We start from the raw sequence: 15,974 nt of genomic DNA on the forward strand, positions 1-15,974 counted from the left end.
GCCGATCATCCTAGCGTCAGTCCGCGCTCGGTTCCGTCACGATGGCGGGGCCGGTGAAGCAGGACTGGAACAGGATGACGTCGTTCTCGTCTATCAGCCCACCATGGTCGCGATCGAAACACTCGCAGCCCGGTCCGACCGAGCTGGCGGACCCGGTGTAGCATTGCTGGAACGATCCGAAGTCCCGCTGGTCGACGTCCCCGTCACCGTCCGCGTCCGCCCATGGTGACCGGGTGCAGTCGTAGGAACTGCGGACGTTGTCGAGGTGGAAGGCTGCCACGTTTCCCCATTCGGGTGGCCCGGCGTCCGCGCCCCAGTGGATCCACACGAATTCGATCGTCAGGATGGGCGGGTTGGACTGATAGACATAGCCTGCCGGCACGGTGGCTCTGAACTCCGGTGATCGGATCAAGCCGTTGCCGAAGCTCTGGGTGTTGGGGATGTCGGTCTGGGCGACGAGCGCGCCGCTGTAGTTGTCGCCATCGATCAGGCGGATCTGGCCTCTGCTGATCTGCTGCCAGCTGGCTACGCATGCATCGATGTAGATGCTGAAGTCGACCAGCGAGGTCTGACCGGCGACCTCGGGAGCGGCGATGGACTGGTACATACCGCTGTAGTACTGGTCCAGGGTGAAGTTGTGCTGGAGCGAGGCGTAATGAAGGCCGGTCAGGCCCGGGACATGATCTCCGTCGCAGGGATGCCAGATGTTGCCGTCGCGCTTCAGATCGAACTGATTGGCGCCGTCTCCGCCGCCGTCGGGGTCGAATCCGGTGCCGCCCCAGGCCTGGTCCCAGTGCTTGGGTCGATTCTTGTTGCCGCCTCCCGTCGCGTCCCACTGGCTGGGATTGACGCAGATGTTGTTGTTCTCGCGCGGTTCCGTGTTCCAGCCTTCCTCGAAGCTGGCATTGGCCAGTGTCGGCAGGTAGACCAGTACGGCCTCGGGGAACCACATCGCGTTCCGGCACGAATCGTTCGGCTGAATGCTGTAGCGCCCCGCCTCGATGGTGGGACTGGTCAGGTCGAAATCCACCAGCAGGTCGTCGCCGGACAACTGGTAGTTTTGGCCGGGGATCGTGGCCGTGCCATCCGAGACGCCTTCGTTGCGCATCTTCCTGAGCGAGACGCTTCCCCCGGTGCTCGGCATGAGGCCGGCCATGTTGTCGCCCTGCAGCCGGACCGTTCCGACCGTTCCCCACAGGAGCTGGTTCTGCGTGACCTTTCGGATGAGGGTACCCGGCTGGCGCCCGCACTTGATGAGCAGGCCTTGCGGGCGGCTGACGCCGGAGGGGATCAGCGGCGTGATGGAGCCCTCGTTGGCCCCGACCAGTCTGATCGCCCCGCCCCAGTAGTCGGGAAGAAACAAGGACTGCCTCTTCTCGCCGGAGCTGGCCGGGCTGTGGTTGGGTCCCCAGACCGGGTTTCCGTTGTAGTTGATATTGCCGGTATTGGGAAACGCGCCGTAGAAACCGTGCTCTGGAAGGCCCATGCCTGCACTTTCCATGTCGGACGAACTGCCTTGGTGAATCTGGATGTTACTCGTGGTGCTGATGAGGGCGTTGCCGGTGTACAGCTGGTTGTACCACGGGTCGTTCCTGCGGAAGAACTGCTCGTAGACCATGTAGGTGGGCTGAACCCCCTGACAGTACGTTTTGACATCGGCGAAGACATCCACGTAAGCGCCCGTCTGGCCGTGGTAGCGCAGGATCTTGCCGCTGGTGGTGCTGGCGACGTACAGATCGGGGTAGCCATCCTGGGCCGGGCCCGGTGGTTGGCCGGGCCCCGTCCACTGGTCGTTGCCGAATATGACGCCACGCGGACCGCTGAGTCCGCCGCCGCTGGCAAACACGCCCATGAAGGCTCCGGGCGTCGCACTATCGAGACCTTCGTAGCGCAGAATCTGGTTGGTGTTGCTGCTCGCAACGTAGAGGTTGCCGTCTGGGCCCCAGCACATGCCCCAGGGTCCGCTCAGCCCACCGCTGCCGGCGGCGACGAAGTCCATGAGGTAGTGCCCGGTCGTACCGTCGTACACTTTGACGCTGTTCGTGCCCGAACTGGCCGCGTAGACGTTCCCGTCATTTCCGAGCAGCAGGCCATAGGGCTTGCTCAGTCCGCCGTGACCGCCGGGCACCGTAGGGCCGATGAACACGCCCGCGGCGACTCCAGCGTCGTAAGCGGGCATGGGTGTTCCGGTCACGGCGTCATAGCGCAGGATCTGACTGACGGCGCCGCTCGGGTTGTAGCTGCTGATGAGCAACTCGGCTGCCTCGACAGGCGAGCCCAGAAGCGCAAGGGCGCCGACGACCGCACACGCCCCCGCCGGCCAACCTGTTCGATTGCTGAACTTCGCTCTTTTCATCGCTTCTCCCTTTTTGCGAGGATCCAACACCGTTCTGCCTCGCACACCCACGGCGGGCGACAGGGGGCTTGGATTCTCTCGGCTCTCCCTGGCAGGACGAGTGGGGACGGCCGAGACGACGCGTGCCCGGTGCGAAGGCCTCCACTAAGGACCTGCGGGGCGCTCATCGACGTGGGGTGGGGAAAGCGGCTCTCTTGCCCGGGCATGCTCGGTTGAACCGAGATGCGATTCCTCGGATGGGGTGGCGACGGGATTCTCTCCCCGACCTCGCCTCGGACGAACGCACGACCTCCTTTCCGCAAACCGACTGGAAAAGAAGTCCGGGAACCGATATCGTCTATTTCGCGATTCCTGCAGACCCGATGTATAGTATAAACGATTGTAGATGGGAAGGGAAGGATGAGAACAGCACTCGGTCCGCTGCTTGGCCGATGATGGCGTTGGGCGTTCAGAACAAGGGCCCGCTCTGCCGGGCATGGTAGGTAAGTAATTGAAGAACAAAAACTTAGCACCCAGAGTGACACTCAGTGACGTTGCCCGCCGCGTGGGTGTGGCCCCGTCCACCGTAAGCTACATCCTCCGGCGGGTGGAACCGCATTTCTCGCGCTATGCCAAAGATACCATCGCCCGTGTCCAGCAGGTCGCTGCGGAGATCGGTTATGCGCCGAGTCTGCTGGCGACCTCGCTGCGCCGCAGGCAAGTGCCGTTCTTCGGGGTGTTTTTCGAGTTCGTTCGGCGCGGCGACGCGGCTCCGGACGGCGGGCAGTCCATCATGATGTGGCAGGTCTGCGAGGGCATCGCCAACGCGGCGCGCCAGGATCATCGTTATCCGGTGGTGCTGACCAGCCCCAATCCCGCCTCCGGTCTGCCGGTCTCGGCTCATGAACTGGACCTGATTGTTCGGTCGGGGCTGTCTGGGGTGATCGCCGCGGTCCACCCGGAGACCTGGGTGAACCACGTGGCCCGCTGGGAGGAGGCGGGCGTGCCCTGCATCAGCCTGTTCGATGCCGGATCGCAGGACCGGCCTCGATGGTACGTGGACCTCGACAATGATGCCGTTGGCCGGTCGGCCTGGGAATACCTTTACCGGCACGGCCATCGCCGGGCGATCTGTCTCCATCAGAGCGAGTCCAGCCAGGCCATTTCGGACCGGATGGCGGCGTTCAGTCAGGCGGCCGGTTCCGCCTGCGAGCAGACGAGGGTCGAGGAGATGATCCTCACCCCTGAGCAGGTGCGGCAGGCCGATGCCGGGCAGTTCCAGTCCTGTCGTCTGCTGATTGATGCCCTTGAGCGGGGAAGGTCGACGGCCGTATTTGCCGCGGATGGCGGAGCCAGCCTGATCGCGTACCAGGTTCTCGGCGCTTACGGACGGCGTGTGCCGGGCGAATGCTCGATCATCGGTATCGACCTGCCGTTGTGGTGCAGTGCTTCGGGCTTCGTGACCCAAGTGGCTTGTTCCGGCACGCTCATAGGCCAAGCGGCCGCGAAGTTGCTCGTCGAGCGCGTCAACGGCGAGAGCGGCGAACCTCGGCACACGCTGGTTTCCCCGGTGCTCCTGGAACGATCGAGTGTGGGATCGGTCTGAGCCTTCAACCGCCTTTGACCATTCTCATGACCTCGGCGACCAGTCCGCGAATTCCCTCGAAGACCTCGGCGGGTCCTTTTCCCAGCATGTAGGCGGGGGTGGTCACGATGCGGTGCTCATGGTCGACGACGAATGACGCGCACAAGCAGTCCTTGTGTCTGGCCCCGGTCTTGGTGATGGCCGCGGCGGTGGCGTGGTCGGTACCGATGGTGACCTCGGCCTGAACGCCCTGCGACGCCGCAGCCCGAGCCAGCATGGCCGGTGCAATGCAGATCGCGGCGATCGGCTTGCGGGCCGCGAGCATTTCACCGATGATGCGCTGGACTTCGGGGTTGACCTTGCAGGTGGGGCCGTCGTCGGCGAAGGTGCAGAGGTTCTTGGCCGCGCCCAGTCCGCCGGGAAAGAAGATTGCGTCGATATCGCGAGCGTGAACCGTGGCTAAGTCCTTGATGGCGCCTCGGGCAATGCGGGCGGATTCGACCAGGACGTTACGTTTCTCGCTGGTGGTTGCTCCAGTCAGATGGTTGACCACCGCTGGCTGGTCGACATTTGGGGCGCAGCAGACGATCTGGGCGCCGGCTTGATCCAGTGCCAGAAGTGTCAAAACTGCCTCGTGAATTTCCGAGCCGTCCTTGACGCCGCATCCTGACAAACAGACTGCTGCGCGAGCCATCGTGGAATCTCCCGTGCGCCGGTGACCTTGTGGCTGGTTTCGGGTCGCTGAACGCCTATCCATCCTTGCGGCTTTTCGCCCGCCTTCGGAGCTCTGCTTCAATAAACAGCTGCAGGTCTCCGTCCAGGACCTTCTCCGGCTGGCCGGTTTCGTGATTGGTTCGATGGTCCTTGACCCGCCGGTCGTCGAGCACGTAGCTGCGGATCTGGTTGCCCCACGCGATTTCGCCGCGATCGCCATAGAGCTTCTGCAGCTCCTGGTCGCGCTCGGCCTGCTTGGCCTGTTCGATTTTAGACTGCAGGATCGCCATGGCCACCCGCTTGTTTTGCTGTTGGCTGCGTTCGTTCACGCATTCGACGATCATGCCGGTCGGAATGTGCTTGACGCGAACGGCCGTCGCGACCTTGTTGACGTTTTGACCGCCGGCTCCTGCCGCGCGGCGGAAGTAGACGATTTCGAGTTCGGCTTCCTTGAGTTCGACGTCGAGTTCGTCCAGGACGGGGAGGACGTCCACGGCCGCGAAGCTGGTGTGACGGCGTTTGTTGGCGTCGAACGGGCTGATTCGCACCAGGCGGTGGACGCCGCGCTCGCACGACAGGTAGCCCATGGCGTAGGAGCCCTCGACCTTGAGGGTGATGCTGCGGATGCCGGCCTCCTCGCCGTCGGTGCGGGCGAGTTCCGACACCTTGTAGTCGTGCCGCTCGAAATAGCGCAGGTACATTCGCAGGAGCATTTCCGCCCAGTCGCAGGCCTCGGTCCCGCCGGCTCCGGCCTGAATGCTGAAGAAGCAGTCGCAGGCATCGTTCTTGCCGGACAGCAAGGTCATCAGTTCGACTGCGTCAAGCTGCTCCTGCAACTTGACCAGTTCCTTGTCCAACTCCGCGTAGGCCTCCGGGTCGTTCGCTTCCCGGGCGAGCTCGAGCATTGCGGCGGCATCTTCCTGGCCCTTGGCCAGCGCGGCCGCGGGTTCAAGAACGCCCTTGACCGCCTTGAGTTGGCGAACGACGTCTTGCGCGACCTCCTGGTTTTCCCAGAAGCCCGGAGCCCCCATCTTCATCTCAAGTTCCTGACGCTGGACGGCCTTGGCGGGCAAGTCAAAGAGAGTCCCGGATCGCGACGATCCGGGCCGAAAGGGTTTCCAGCGTACTGGCCGGGTCCTCAAAGTGCATGTTCACATTTCTCCTTGCGGTCTTCCGCCGCCCCTGTCCTGGGAGGGGCGACTGACTATACCGCGCTGAGACCGACGGGACAACCGCGAGGTTTGACCCTCCCGATTCAGGGCATACAATAGTTGCTTTAGTTCCTCCAACAGAAGGAGAATCTCATGAAGGCCTCGGACGCACTGAAGGCGTCGCTGGAGAGCGCGAAGGGGTGGATGTTGGCCTTGGTCAGCGATATCCAGGATGCACCCACAACCTTTCCCACGTCCAACAAGGGCAACCATCCCCTCTGGTGTCTCGGGCATGTGATCCATTCGGAAGCCGGCATGGTTTCCGGCATGGTTCAGGGGAAGCCGTGTCCGACGGCGCAGTGGGAGGCTCTGTTTGGCATGGGCAGTGTGCCTGATGCTGACAGCAGGAAGTACCCGAGCATGGCCGCCCTGTTGGCCGAGTGGGAGAAGGTGCGTGCTGAGACGCTGAAGGTTCTCGCGGCGATGAGCGACGCGGACCTCGACAAGCCCGCACACTGTCCTCCCGAGCTCAGGCCGATGTTTGGCACGGTCGGGCAGGTCTTCGCCATGATCGGGCTTCACATCACCTTCCATGCGGGGCAGGTGGCCGATGCCCGCCGTGCATTGGGCCGCAAACCCCTGCTTGCCTAGTGTCTGACGAAGATGGCCGCGACGCGGTGGATGCCGGTCTCGACGCAGAGGAGTACGAGTGCCCTTTCCTGATCTTCAGTCGTTTATCGTCGAACTCGAGCGGCGCGACCAGCTGCGCCGTGTGCGGCCCGAGGTCGACCCGATCCTGGAAGTGACCGAGATTGCCGATCGCGTCGGGAAGTCTCCGTGTCCGGAAGGGGCGGCGGGGGCGCCGTCCACGGATCGGGCCCACGGCGGCTTGGGTGGCCGGGCTCTGCTCTTCGAGAAGGTGCGCGGCTCGCGGATTCCGGTCCTGATCAACGCGTTCGGCAGCTACGCTCGTGTGAAGCTGGCTCTGGGGTGCCAGGATCTTGACGAACTTGGGGCACGGATAGAGCAGCTTCTCAGGCCCGAGTTGCCCACCACCTTGCTGGATAAACTCAGGAAGCTGCCTGATCTCGCCAAGCTGGCTGGCCTCGGTCCCAAGGTCGTTAAACGCGGCATCTGCCAGGAGGTCATGCACATCGATGACGTGGATCTTGGCTCACTACCGATTATCCAGTGTTGGCCTGACGACGGCGATCTGGCGTCCGAGCCGTGCGAGGTCGAGCGATCGGGCGGGCCCATCGTCGAGTCGGCCGGGTCCGAGGGTCGAACCGGGCGCTACATCACCCTCGGCGGGGTGTACACCCGCGACCCGGAGGATGGTTACATCAACGTCGGCATGTACCGCATCCAGGTTTTTGGCCCACGGCTGGCGGCCGCCCATTGGCATGTCCACCATGACGGGGCCAGGATCTACCGCAAGTGGGCCGCCCGCGGTGAGCCGATGCCCATGGCCGTCGTGCTCGGCGGGGAGCCCGTCCTGACCTACGCGGCGACCTGCCCGCTGCCGCCGGGAATCAGCGAACTTCTGCTCGCCGGGTTCCTTCATCAGGGTGCCATCGAACTGGTGCCCGCCAAGACGATCCCGCTGGATGTACCCGCCAATGCCGAAATCGTCATCGAAGGTCACGTCGATCCGAAGGACCGCTTCATCGAGGGGCCTTTCGGCGATCATACCGGGTTCTACTCGCTGTCTGGTCCGTACCCGGTCTTCCGCGTTACCGCCATCACTCATCGGCGCGAACCGATTTACCCGGCGACCATCGTCGGCCGGCCGCCGATGGAGGACTACTACCTCGGCAAGGCCACCGAGCGCGTGTTCCTGCCGTTGCTCAGGACCCTGATCCCGGACGTGATCGATTACCACCTGCCCATGTTCGGCGCCTTCCACAACTTTGCCTTCATCAAGATTCGGAAGGAGTATCCGTACCAGGCTCGGAAGGTGATCCACAGCATCTGGGGTGCGGGGCAGATGATGCTCAGCAAGTTCATCGTCGTGGTGGACGAGCACGTGGACGTTCATGACGAGCAGCAGGTGATGTTTGCGGTGGGGGCCAATGTCGATCCCCGCCGCGACACGGTCGTCGTCGACGGCCCGCTGGACATCCTCGACCACGCCGCGCCGTTTGAAGGGGCCGGCAGCAAGATGGGTATCGATGCCACGCGCAAGATTCCCGGCGAGGGCGTGGTTCGACGCTGGCCGATGGCCCTGGGCATGTCGCCCGCGGTCAAGGAGCGGGTGAACCGCCGATGGAGAGAACTCGGGCTCGACTGAGCAGACGAGCAGCCCCGATGGGGGAGGTCGATCTGGGCCCCTGAGCATACCACCATCTACCCCTCGGGAAGGACATGCGTGTCGACTTTGGGCTGGCTCACGATCAACTGGTCAAGGGTGAACTTCGTACCGCACTCTGGGCAACGCGCCTCGCTCAGACCGGTCATGTTGTAGCCGCAGATCGGACAGGACACTGCTTCCCTTCCGATCTTCGCGAGCCGCTCGGTTCGCTCGGTGGGGGTCTCTCGCCAGATGATCACCGTGGCCAGAACCCAGATCACCGGCACGACTGAGCCGCCGATGAGCACGGCGACTTCAATATCGCTTCGAATGAAGACCGTCATCATCAGAAATCCACTGGCGAGCCCCGCGGCCACAATCGCCACCACACCCGCCAGAATGGTCTTTACGATCCGCTCCGGTGTCCAACGCACCATGCTTCGCCAGAGTAGTACCCAGTAGCAGGCCACAAAGGAATAGAGGCCCGCGTAAAGCAGGGCGATGGTGCCAACTTGCGGCCTGCGGCTGACGACTACGGCAAATCCGATCACAAACAGACAGGCACTCACCGGCAGAATGAGCATCGCCAGTATCAATCGGGCCACCAACTGGGTCATGCGAGAATTGTACCCGGAAGCTACAATAGCGGGAATGGATGGCTCCACGAACAGCGGTCTTGGCGGGCGTGAACCTGCCAGCGGCCTGGTGTGGGACGAGGGCCGGCTCGTTTCCCCTCATTCGACCAAGGACAAGGCCGATCGCGTACGCCGCATGTTCAACGCCATCGCACCCACTTACGAGTGGGTCAACTCCGTCGCCAGCGTCGGCCGCGATCAGTCCTGGCGGCAGGAGATGGTCATTCTGGCAAACCCGACGGCCGAGGATGTCCTTCTCGACGTCGCATGCGGAACTGGCGATGTGGCTCGCACGTTCGCCGACTCCCCGCGACGCCCCGGCCGCATCATCGGGATCGACTTCGCCGAAGAGATGCTGCGACGAGCGGTGCACCGTCCGATCGGCGGAGGCCTGTTCGCCCAGGCCGATGCGCTGTGTCTTCCGGTGGCCGATGGTAGCGTGTCGATCGTCACTTGCGCGTTTGGGATTCGCAACTTCCAGAACCTTTCCGCCGGCTTGGCCGAAATGGCTCGGGCGCTTGGTCCCGGCGGCCGAGCTGTCCTGCTCGAGTTCTCCGTTCCCGCCAACGTCTTCCTGCGATACTCGTACCTGATCTACTTCAAGTGGATCATGCCTTGGTTCGCGACGCTGATGAGCCGTGATCGCACCGGGGCATATCGCTATTTGCCGCGTTCGGTGGTAAGCTTCCTACCCAGGCAGGCTATTCGGTCGGCGCTGGAAGCAGCCGGTTTCAGTCAGGTCGGCGTGCATCCGCGATCCTGCGGCGTCGTCTGCATCTACGTCGCGACCAGGAACGGCGCATCGCCCAAGCGTAACGGAGGCGCATAGAGCTGTCCGCCAAACGTGTCAAACGAGCAGGCGTCCGGCCGATCCGCGTTCTCGGTTGGCTCCTGGGCTTTCGGGCGGTACCCGGCCTCGATCAGCCCGATGATCGGTCCATCGAGGTGTGGCGCTGGACGAAGCCGAAATACCGTCACCGGGCGGTCGCGCTCCTGCTCTTCGATGCCCTGTTGTTCGCAGGTTTGTGTTGCTTCATTCTCTGGCTGCGTACGGGACAGTATGTCATCGCCACGTCGACGGCCGGCCCCGCCGAGATGTTGCCGCCTGATTCCATTCTGGAGCCGGCCGGGCAAGCCGACGGCGTCTTTGATGTCCAGGGCGACACGACCGTCGGCTCGTACGTATCTCCCTCGGGGGGCTACTGGCAGGCGTGGTGGGCGGTCTTCGACCCTTCCGCCGAGCGACAAGCCACGCTCATCGATTTTCTCATCAGCCCGATTCCCCTGGACCAGGTACCGCTCATCGCCGTCATCATTGGGCTGGCCATGGCCACACTGACGGCCGTCCCGATCATGGTTTCCATGCTCTATCGCTTTCCTTACTCTCTCATTTTCTGCCTGCTGATCGCCTTCGTGGCCCTGCTCCCTTGGCTGGGGCTGACCATGGTGTTTTGTTGCCTGCTTGCCCGCTGGCGCCCGTTGAGATTCTCGTTCCATTACGCCACCGCGCTGGTATCGTTTCTTCCGGTGGTGTTCTACTACTTCATGGCCACGCGGAATGCCGCGGCGTTCGATTACCTACCGCGGATTGAGATCGCCAAGCTGTACGTTCCCTGGGTCCTGGCCATCGTGGCCGCCTGCATATTCATGGCCATCACCCTGATGATCGCCTGGATCGTGAACTACCGCCCGGGAGCGATCGCGCCGCTGCTGGCCATGATGTTCGCGATTCCGGTTGTGTTGTTCGAGGTGAAAGTTGGCCGGGACGAGCTCTATTACCGCCTGCTGGAATCGAGATTCGGACCGGGCTCCAACAGCTACTTCGTCGAAAACGCCGATGCGTCCCAGGCTCTTGCCCGGGCGGTCAGGAAGTACAGCCATGCGGGCCACAATCCGTCGGCCACGCCGGAAGCGATTGCCGAACTGGTTGCTCTCCGCTGGCAGTTCTGGTTGGACTCCGCGTTCACGAAGCAGCAGGAGGAGGCCCAAACGGCCTGTGACACTTTTCGGCGGAGCTTTCCACGCAGCCGGTACACCCCCAATGTTTTGTATCTGAAGGCCCGGGCCATCGACATGCAGATCGACCGGGAGTTCTTCCGAAGGAATGCCATCCTTCGATACTACAGCGACTATCCGAGTGCCGCCTCCAAGTCCGTTTGGCGTGAGATCTACAACGACGTTCCTCGCTCTCCCATTGGGGCGGTGGCAGCCTTGCGTCTGGCTATTCTCGAGGGCCGCGAGGGACACATTGACCAAGCCGGCCCCGAGGGATTGGCCGCCCTGATGCTGCTGGACGACCTTCTCAAGCATCCACCCGAGCCGGTTCCGGGGGCATCAGCCTCCGAGATGGAAGGCGGCCTGCGCGCCTTCTTCGCCAAGCGTTCGCCCACCGGGACGCTGGGCATCGACCCGTCCGCAACCCTCCAGGACGCTCGCAAGTTCCAGTACCTGTTGACCCACAACACGGATCCGGAACAGAACAACTTGGCCCTTCGACGCCTGCTCAGTCTGATGCCCCGTCATGCTCTGTATCATCGCAACTTGGTGAACCTCCGGGCGGACATCGCCGCCGGCCAGCTCATCACCCGTCTCTGGGACAACATCGAGGTACTGATCGCCGCCACTGAGCCTTCCTCCAGCCTGCGGATCGACGGCCTGGTCAAATGCGTCGAGAAGCTGCAGAGCGTGCCTCAGAGCGACGCCCTGTCCCAGGCCCGGTACGAACTGGGCGTTGCCTACAAGGACGACAACCGGCACAACGAGGCCGGAGCCGCGTTCGAGGACGTCGTTCGCCTCCACGCGGATACGCCCTGGGCTACCGATGCCAGTCGTCGCCTGGCAGCCATGGGACTCGGCATTCGCTCCGGAGGTGACAGGTAATGCCACGTAATATCGTCCTGGCGATCACCGGGGCGAGTGGGGGACTTTATGCCCTCCGGCTTCTCGACTGCCTGGAGGCGGCCGGGGTCCTGACCCACCTCATCGTCTCGCCGCACGGACGCCGGTTGCTGGCCGAGGAGTGTGGCGTCGAGCGGATGGAGCCGGAAGCGGTGCTGGGGCGGCCATCGAACCGCGTCACGATCTACCCGGCCGGCGATCTCGCGTGTCGGCTCGCCAGCGGATCTTTCGTTACCGATGGGATGGTTGTTTGTCCCTGCAGCAGCAACACACTCGGTAAGATCGCTTCCGGACTGGGTGATAACCTCGTCACTCGGGCGGCCCAGGTGACCCTCAAGGAGGGCCGGCGCCTCGTGCTGGTTCACCGCGAAATGCCCCTGAGCGGCATCGATCTGGAGAGCATGCTTAGAATCCAGCGCGCGGGTGGAATCGTGTGTCCGGCCTCCCCTGGTTTCTACCTGAAGCCCACCTCGGTCGGCGAACTCGTGGATTTCGTCGCGGGCCGGGTCCTTGACCTCCTGGCCGTCTCCCACCAGCTCTCGGTACGGTGGGCGAAGTGAACGGCCGAGTGGCCTCGATTCCCCGGTGTGTGGAGCGGTGTGCGGAGTCTGTCCAGTGGCTTGAGGATGTGTTTCCCGCCGAAGGTCCTTCAAACGGCGATGTGGGACATGCAGCGGCCTCCCGAGAACCACGACCTCCTGCGGAGCGCAATCACCAATGGGGGAGGCTGAGCAGCGTTGAGTCCGTCCATCCGACGGTCATGTGCCGCCCGCGTTTGGCCGATGGCGGACCGAGAGCCGCCGACTGCCGGTTGCAGAAGGCTTGCCGGAGCGTTAATATGCCGTCGGTTCGGAGAGGGCCGAGGGCCGGCGGCGTCTTTCAGGCTGGCTTGATTTTCGACCCACCGAACTAGACCCGTGATTCCCTGGATTCGCGGGGTCTTGGTGTCCGCCGCGGCCTCTGGTACAATGAAGGTGCCGGTTCTCCGGGGGAATCACTCCAGATTCCGCTCGGATGGCGAGGCGGATTTGGGTAGGTAGCTCAGGTGGTAGAGCAACGGACTGAAAATCCGTGTGTCGTGAGTTCAACTCTCACCCTGCCCAGTATTCCCTGGCGCGAGTGGGCCTCTGGGTCCTTGTCGGCCGTGCACCGCTGGTGATGCCCGTCACCCCCACGCGGAAAGAGGGGCACGCTCCGAGTCGGCGGACTTGAGCCATGGCGACGGGGCCGTCACCCTCTTGCACGTTTCGCGGCGCTTCCGACCGGTGGGTCCCTTTCCTGCACGCTTGGCGAGCTGCCCGTGACGTGCGATGCAACCCTCGATACCTTCGACTTCCTGCCACTCGACTTCGCCCACGGTGAGGATGCGAAGCCGCGCGGCTCTGGTATCATGCAGCGGTGATGCATCGGGATCAGGCCTGCCGGCGACGCGTGTTGCGCGGCTCGGAGCTGATTGTTCAGGAGACTGGAAATGACCGGGCAGCACATCCTCTATATAGTCGCGATCACGCTCGGCGGAATCCTGGCCTTGGGTCATCGCGCCTCGGCGGCCGAAGCCAACGCCTCGCGCATCCGGCCATACGAGAAGAACCCCTCCTACTGGCAGTACAAAGGCCGGCCGGTTCTGCTGCTCGGCGCGAGCGACGACGACAACCTCTTCCAAATGCCCGACTTGGAGAAACATCTAGACGCCATGAAGGCCGCAGGTGCCAACTACATCCGCAACACCATGAGCGACCGCAGGGACAAGGGCTTCGAGGTCTACCCGTTCAAGCAGCTGCATGACGGCAAGTACGACCTGGATGAGTGGAATGACGAGTACTGGTCCCGGTTCGCGAACATGCTTCGCTGGACGGATGAACGCGACATTATCGTTCAGATCGAGGTCTGGGATCGCTTCGACTACAGTGGTCGCAACTGGCCTCCACATCCCTACAATCCCCGAAACAATGTGAACTACACTTCGGCGACGTCCGGCCTTGCTGTTGAGTACCCCGACCATCCGGGGGCCAACAAGCAGCCGTTCTTCTTCACGACCCCCAAGCAGCGGAACAACAAGGTGGTGCTGGCCTACCAGCAGCGGTTCGTTGATAGAATGCTCTCGTACACCCTGAAGCATGATCACGTCCTCTACTGCATGGACAACGAGACTTCCGGCGAGGAGGCCTGGTCTTCGTACTGGGCCGAGCATGTCCGCCGCCGTGCAGCTGACTCGGGCAAGAAAACCTGTATTACGGAGATGTGGGACGACTGGGATCTCAAGGCCGACCGGCACCGGCGCACCCTCGACCACCCCGAACGGTACGACTTCGCCGACGTTTCGCAGAACAACCAGAAGAAGGGCCAGGAGCATTGGGACAACTTTCAGTGGGCGCGGGGCGCCGTGAGCAAGCACGAGCGGCCGTTGAATACGGTCAAGACCTACGGAGCCGACGGGGGCCGGTTCGGTAATACCCGCGAGGGCTTGGAGCGCTGGTGGCGGCACGTGATCGGCGGCGCCGCGGCGGCTCGCTTCCACCGACCGGACTCTGGGCTCGGGCTCTCGGCGCCGTCCGTGGCCGCCGTCCGGGCGGCGCGAAAACTGGAGTCGGTCATCAAGCTTTGGGACGTTCGGCCGGCCAACGAACTGCTCGAGGATCGGGGTGAAAACGAGGCCTATCTGGCCTGTGCCCCCGGCCGGGTTTACGCTCTGTACTTCAGCAACGGCGGTTCTGTGGGCCTCGACCTTCGCCCGCATCCCGGCGTCTGGACACTCCGCTGGATCGACCTCGGGACAGGCGAGTGGGGTGCGACCCTCGTTCTCAGCGGCGGTTCGATCGTCACCATCGAGACTCCCGCTCCGGGCGGATGGGTTGCGGCCATGACGACGAAGTGACTCTCCCGGAAGGAATCAGGGCGTCACCGGATGTGGTCTACCGTTCGACGGGACGCTCCTGGCAGCATTGGCTTCGAAGGGCTGGTGTTCGTCGGTGTGCCAATGCCGCAGCGTCACCAGACATGCAGCACGCGCAGTGTCCAGCGGTAATAGCCCTGGGTTTGCAGATGGGGTTGTTGGAGCACGTAACCGTCCTGCATCAGCAGGCGGATGTTCTGGATCGATTGGGTGGGAGGCAGCGGCACGCTGACATTGTTGTCCTCCGGGCATACGAAGGTCTGCTGTCCGCTGGCATACCAGTTTTCGGTGAGCTGCAGGTTCAGCCAGGGCTGACCCATCTCGTCGGACTCCAATTGGCCTTCGACGACGACGTCGATCGTGAAGCTGCCGGTAATGGTACAGTCGCCTGCCACCCCCGTGATGGTGCCGCTCACCGTGCCCTGGCCGGTCGCTCGCAACGGCTCGATATCGCTGACAACATAGACGGGCAACGAGAAGAGGACTTGGCCGGTGACATGGATGTCCTGGCTGAATGCGTATTGATTGACTGCTTGCAGATAATCATAATCGATCGCGAATTGGTTCGTGCATTGGTTCAGCAAGTGGGTGACGGTAGCGTTCAGGTTCCGCATCAGCTCCGATTGATCGTCGAAGCCTAACAGCTGAGCCTGGGCGTAGTAGGCGAGTGCTTCGCGGATGTAGTCTTCATTGCAGATGTCGATCGGCACAGGGTGACAATTCGGGTCCAGGAAACACTCGATGGCCGTGCGCAGAGCCTGTTCGGCCTGGTTGAATGAGGCTTGCCCTTGGTCTCCCATGCCGTGCGACACGAACCACTCGCCCCACTCCATCATCCCACCGATGTCATCGAGAGTCGCTTGCCAATCGGAGGAGTCTGACGATTGCCCGGCGGCCTTGTCGGCCTGTTGGGAGGCCTCGCTGTCGGAGGGCGATCCGGCCAGGTATGTGCTGAAGTGCCGGATCCTGCCGGAAATCACGTTTCCGGCGATCGCCTGGTCCGAAAGGGGCATCACGAAGTCCGCTTGGCGAAGATGGAGCAGCAGGGTTCGCGCATCGGGTGCACCCTGAGCCAGGGTGAGCTTCAGCGTCGCGGCCTTGAGCAGCTTGAGACCGTTGGGCTGCAGTTCGATGCCGGGAAAGACGTTGCCGCTGACAGGACTGGCGGGCGGCTCGTCGAGCGGGTCGATGGCGATGTCCACAGCCTGTGACAATGCTCCCGATGGCACCTCCAGGCGAATCACGTCGCCGCGAGCATTCGTGACTTCGATAGTGCCGCCATCGATGCCGATCAGCTTGCGAACCGGGCTGCCTGTGTCACTGCTGCCATTGGGCGTCATTTGTGGCCCGCAGGCGCCGCCCTGGAAGGAGACCATTAGCGCAAGGGACAGCAGCGAATGGACGGCCCAATATCGATTTGACGTGGTCATGATCGGGCTCCTTGCCTGGACATGAAGCCAAACTCGCTCTACT

12 protein-coding genes and 1 tRNA gene are annotated in these 15,974 nt (G+C 63.1%); 8 read left to right on the top strand and 5 right to left on the bottom strand.

Features of this window, described 5'->3' with window-relative positions; translation table 11 throughout:
- Window positions 1–16: 16 nt before the first annotated feature.
- Entirely contained in the window at window positions 17–2,356 is a 2,340-nt protein-coding gene (locus tag KA354_07970; protein ID MBP7934571.1) for a hypothetical protein, read from the bottom strand.
- 517 nt (window positions 2,357–2,873) lie between these two features.
- Between KA354_07970 and KA354_07975 the strand changes: the two genes are divergently transcribed.
- Window positions 2,874–3,941 carry a LacI family DNA-binding transcriptional regulator gene (locus KA354_07975; GenBank protein ID MBP7934572.1) on the top strand — a complete coding sequence of 356 codons (1,068 nt, stop codon included), beginning with the start codon at window positions 2,874–2,876 and terminating at the stop codon, window positions 3,939–3,941.
- A gap of 4 nt (window positions 3,942–3,945) precedes the next feature.
- Here the strand turns inward: KA354_07975 and elbB are convergent, their stop codons facing one another.
- Window positions 3,946–4,614, bottom strand: a complete 669-nt coding sequence (gene elbB / locus KA354_07980; protein ID MBP7934573.1) for an isoprenoid biosynthesis glyoxalase ElbB — start codon at window positions 4,612–4,614, stop codon at window positions 3,946–3,948.
- Window positions 4,615–4,669: 55 nt separating this feature from the next.
- Window positions 4,670–5,783, bottom strand: a protein-coding gene (prfB, locus tag KA354_07985; protein ID MBP7934574.1) for a peptide chain release factor 2 whose coding sequence is annotated in 2 segments (ribosomal slippage) — window positions 4,670–5,710 and window positions 5,712–5,783 — 1,113 coding nt in all. Because the reading frame shifts where the segments join, the coding sequence is not laid out codon by codon here.
- A gap of 155 nt (window positions 5,784–5,938) precedes the next feature.
- Between prfB and KA354_07990 the strand changes: the two genes are divergently transcribed.
- Both KA354_07990 and KA354_07995 read left to right on the top strand, forming a co-directional pair.
- Window positions 5,939–6,436 (top strand): DinB family protein, encoded by a 498-nt coding sequence (locus tag KA354_07990; protein MBP7934575.1) that lies wholly within the window; start codon window positions 5,939–5,941, stop codon window positions 6,434–6,436.
- Window positions 6,437–6,494: 58 nt separating this feature from the next.
- A complete protein-coding gene (locus tag KA354_07995) occupies window positions 6,495–8,075 on the top strand; it encodes a UbiD family decarboxylase (protein MBP7934576.1) in 1,581 nt (526 codons plus the stop codon).
- A gap of 56 nt (window positions 8,076–8,131) precedes the next feature.
- Here KA354_07995 and KA354_08000 read toward each other — a convergent pair whose 3' ends face one another.
- A complete protein-coding gene (locus KA354_08000; protein MBP7934577.1) occupies window positions 8,132–8,692 on the bottom strand; it encodes a hypothetical protein in 561 nt (186 codons plus the stop codon).
- 34 nt (window positions 8,693–8,726) lie between these two features.
- Here KA354_08000 and KA354_08005 point away from each other — a divergent pair, with 34 nt between their 5' ends.
- The 5 genes from KA354_08005 (at window position 8,727) to KA354_08025 (ending at window position 14,483) form a co-directional block, all read left to right on the top strand.
- Entirely contained in the window at window positions 8,727–9,539 is an 813-nt protein-coding gene (locus tag KA354_08005) for a ubiquinone/menaquinone biosynthesis methyltransferase (GenBank protein ID MBP7934578.1), read from the top strand.
- A gap of 116 nt (window positions 9,540–9,655) precedes the next feature.
- Window positions 9,656–11,590: a hypothetical protein gene (locus tag KA354_08010; GenBank protein MBP7934579.1), complete on the top strand. Its 1,935-nt coding sequence runs from the start codon at window positions 9,656–9,658 to the stop codon at window positions 11,588–11,590.
- Window positions 11,590–12,168 (top strand): UbiX family flavin prenyltransferase, encoded by a 579-nt coding sequence (locus KA354_08015; GenBank protein ID MBP7934580.1) that lies wholly within the window; start codon window positions 11,590–11,592, stop codon window positions 12,166–12,168. Before KA354_08010 ends, KA354_08015 begins: the two co-directional genes overlap by 1 nt.
- 470 nt (window positions 12,169–12,638) lie before the next feature.
- Window positions 12,639–12,711, top strand: a tRNA-Phe gene (locus tag KA354_08020).
- A gap of 368 nt (window positions 12,712–13,079) precedes the next feature.
- Window positions 13,080–14,483 (top strand): hypothetical protein, encoded by a 1,404-nt coding sequence (locus tag KA354_08025; GenBank protein MBP7934581.1) that lies wholly within the window; start codon window positions 13,080–13,082, stop codon window positions 14,481–14,483.
- 113 nt (window positions 14,484–14,596) lie between these two features.
- Here KA354_08025 and KA354_08030 read toward each other — a convergent pair whose 3' ends face one another.
- The gene (locus tag KA354_08030) at window positions 14,597–15,931 is read right to left on the bottom strand and encodes a hypothetical protein (protein MBP7934582.1); all 1,335 of its coding nucleotides are present in this window, start codon (window positions 15,929–15,931) and stop codon (window positions 14,597–14,599) included.
- Window positions 15,932–15,974: the final 43 nt, after the last annotated feature.

It is taken from the genome of Phycisphaerae bacterium (genome assembly GCA_018003015.1).
Lineage (GTDB): Bacteria > Planctomycetota > Phycisphaerae > UBA1845 > PWPN01 > JAGNEZ01.

Excerpts from the sequence above, each read along its gene's own strand:
- KA354_08025 (MBP7934581.1), top strand. The coding sequence starts at position 13,080 with ATGACCGGGCAGCACATCCTCTATATAGTCGCGATCACGCTCGGCGGA.
- KA354_08015 (MBP7934580.1), top strand. The coding sequence starts at position 11,590 with ATGCCACGTAATATCGTCCTGGCGATCACCGGGGCGAGTGGGGGACTT.
- elbB (MBP7934573.1), bottom strand. The coding sequence starts at position 4,614 with ATGGCTCGCGCAGCAGTCTGTTTGTCAGGATGCGGCGTCAAGGACGGC.
- KA354_08005 (MBP7934578.1), top strand. The coding sequence starts at position 8,727 with ATGGATGGCTCCACGAACAGCGGTCTTGGCGGGCGTGAACCTGCCAGC.
- KA354_08030 (MBP7934582.1), bottom strand. The coding sequence starts at position 15,931 with ATGACCACGTCAAATCGATATTGGGCCGTCCATTCGCTGCTGTCCCTT.
- KA354_07990 (MBP7934575.1), top strand. The coding sequence starts at position 5,939 with ATGAAGGCCTCGGACGCACTGAAGGCGTCGCTGGAGAGCGCGAAGGGG.
- KA354_07970 (MBP7934571.1), bottom strand. The coding sequence starts at position 2,356 with ATGAAAAGAGCGAAGTTCAGCAATCGAACAGGTTGGCCGGCGGGGGCG.
- KA354_08000 (MBP7934577.1), bottom strand. The coding sequence starts at position 8,692 with ATGACCCAGTTGGTGGCCCGATTGATACTGGCGATGCTCATTCTGCCG.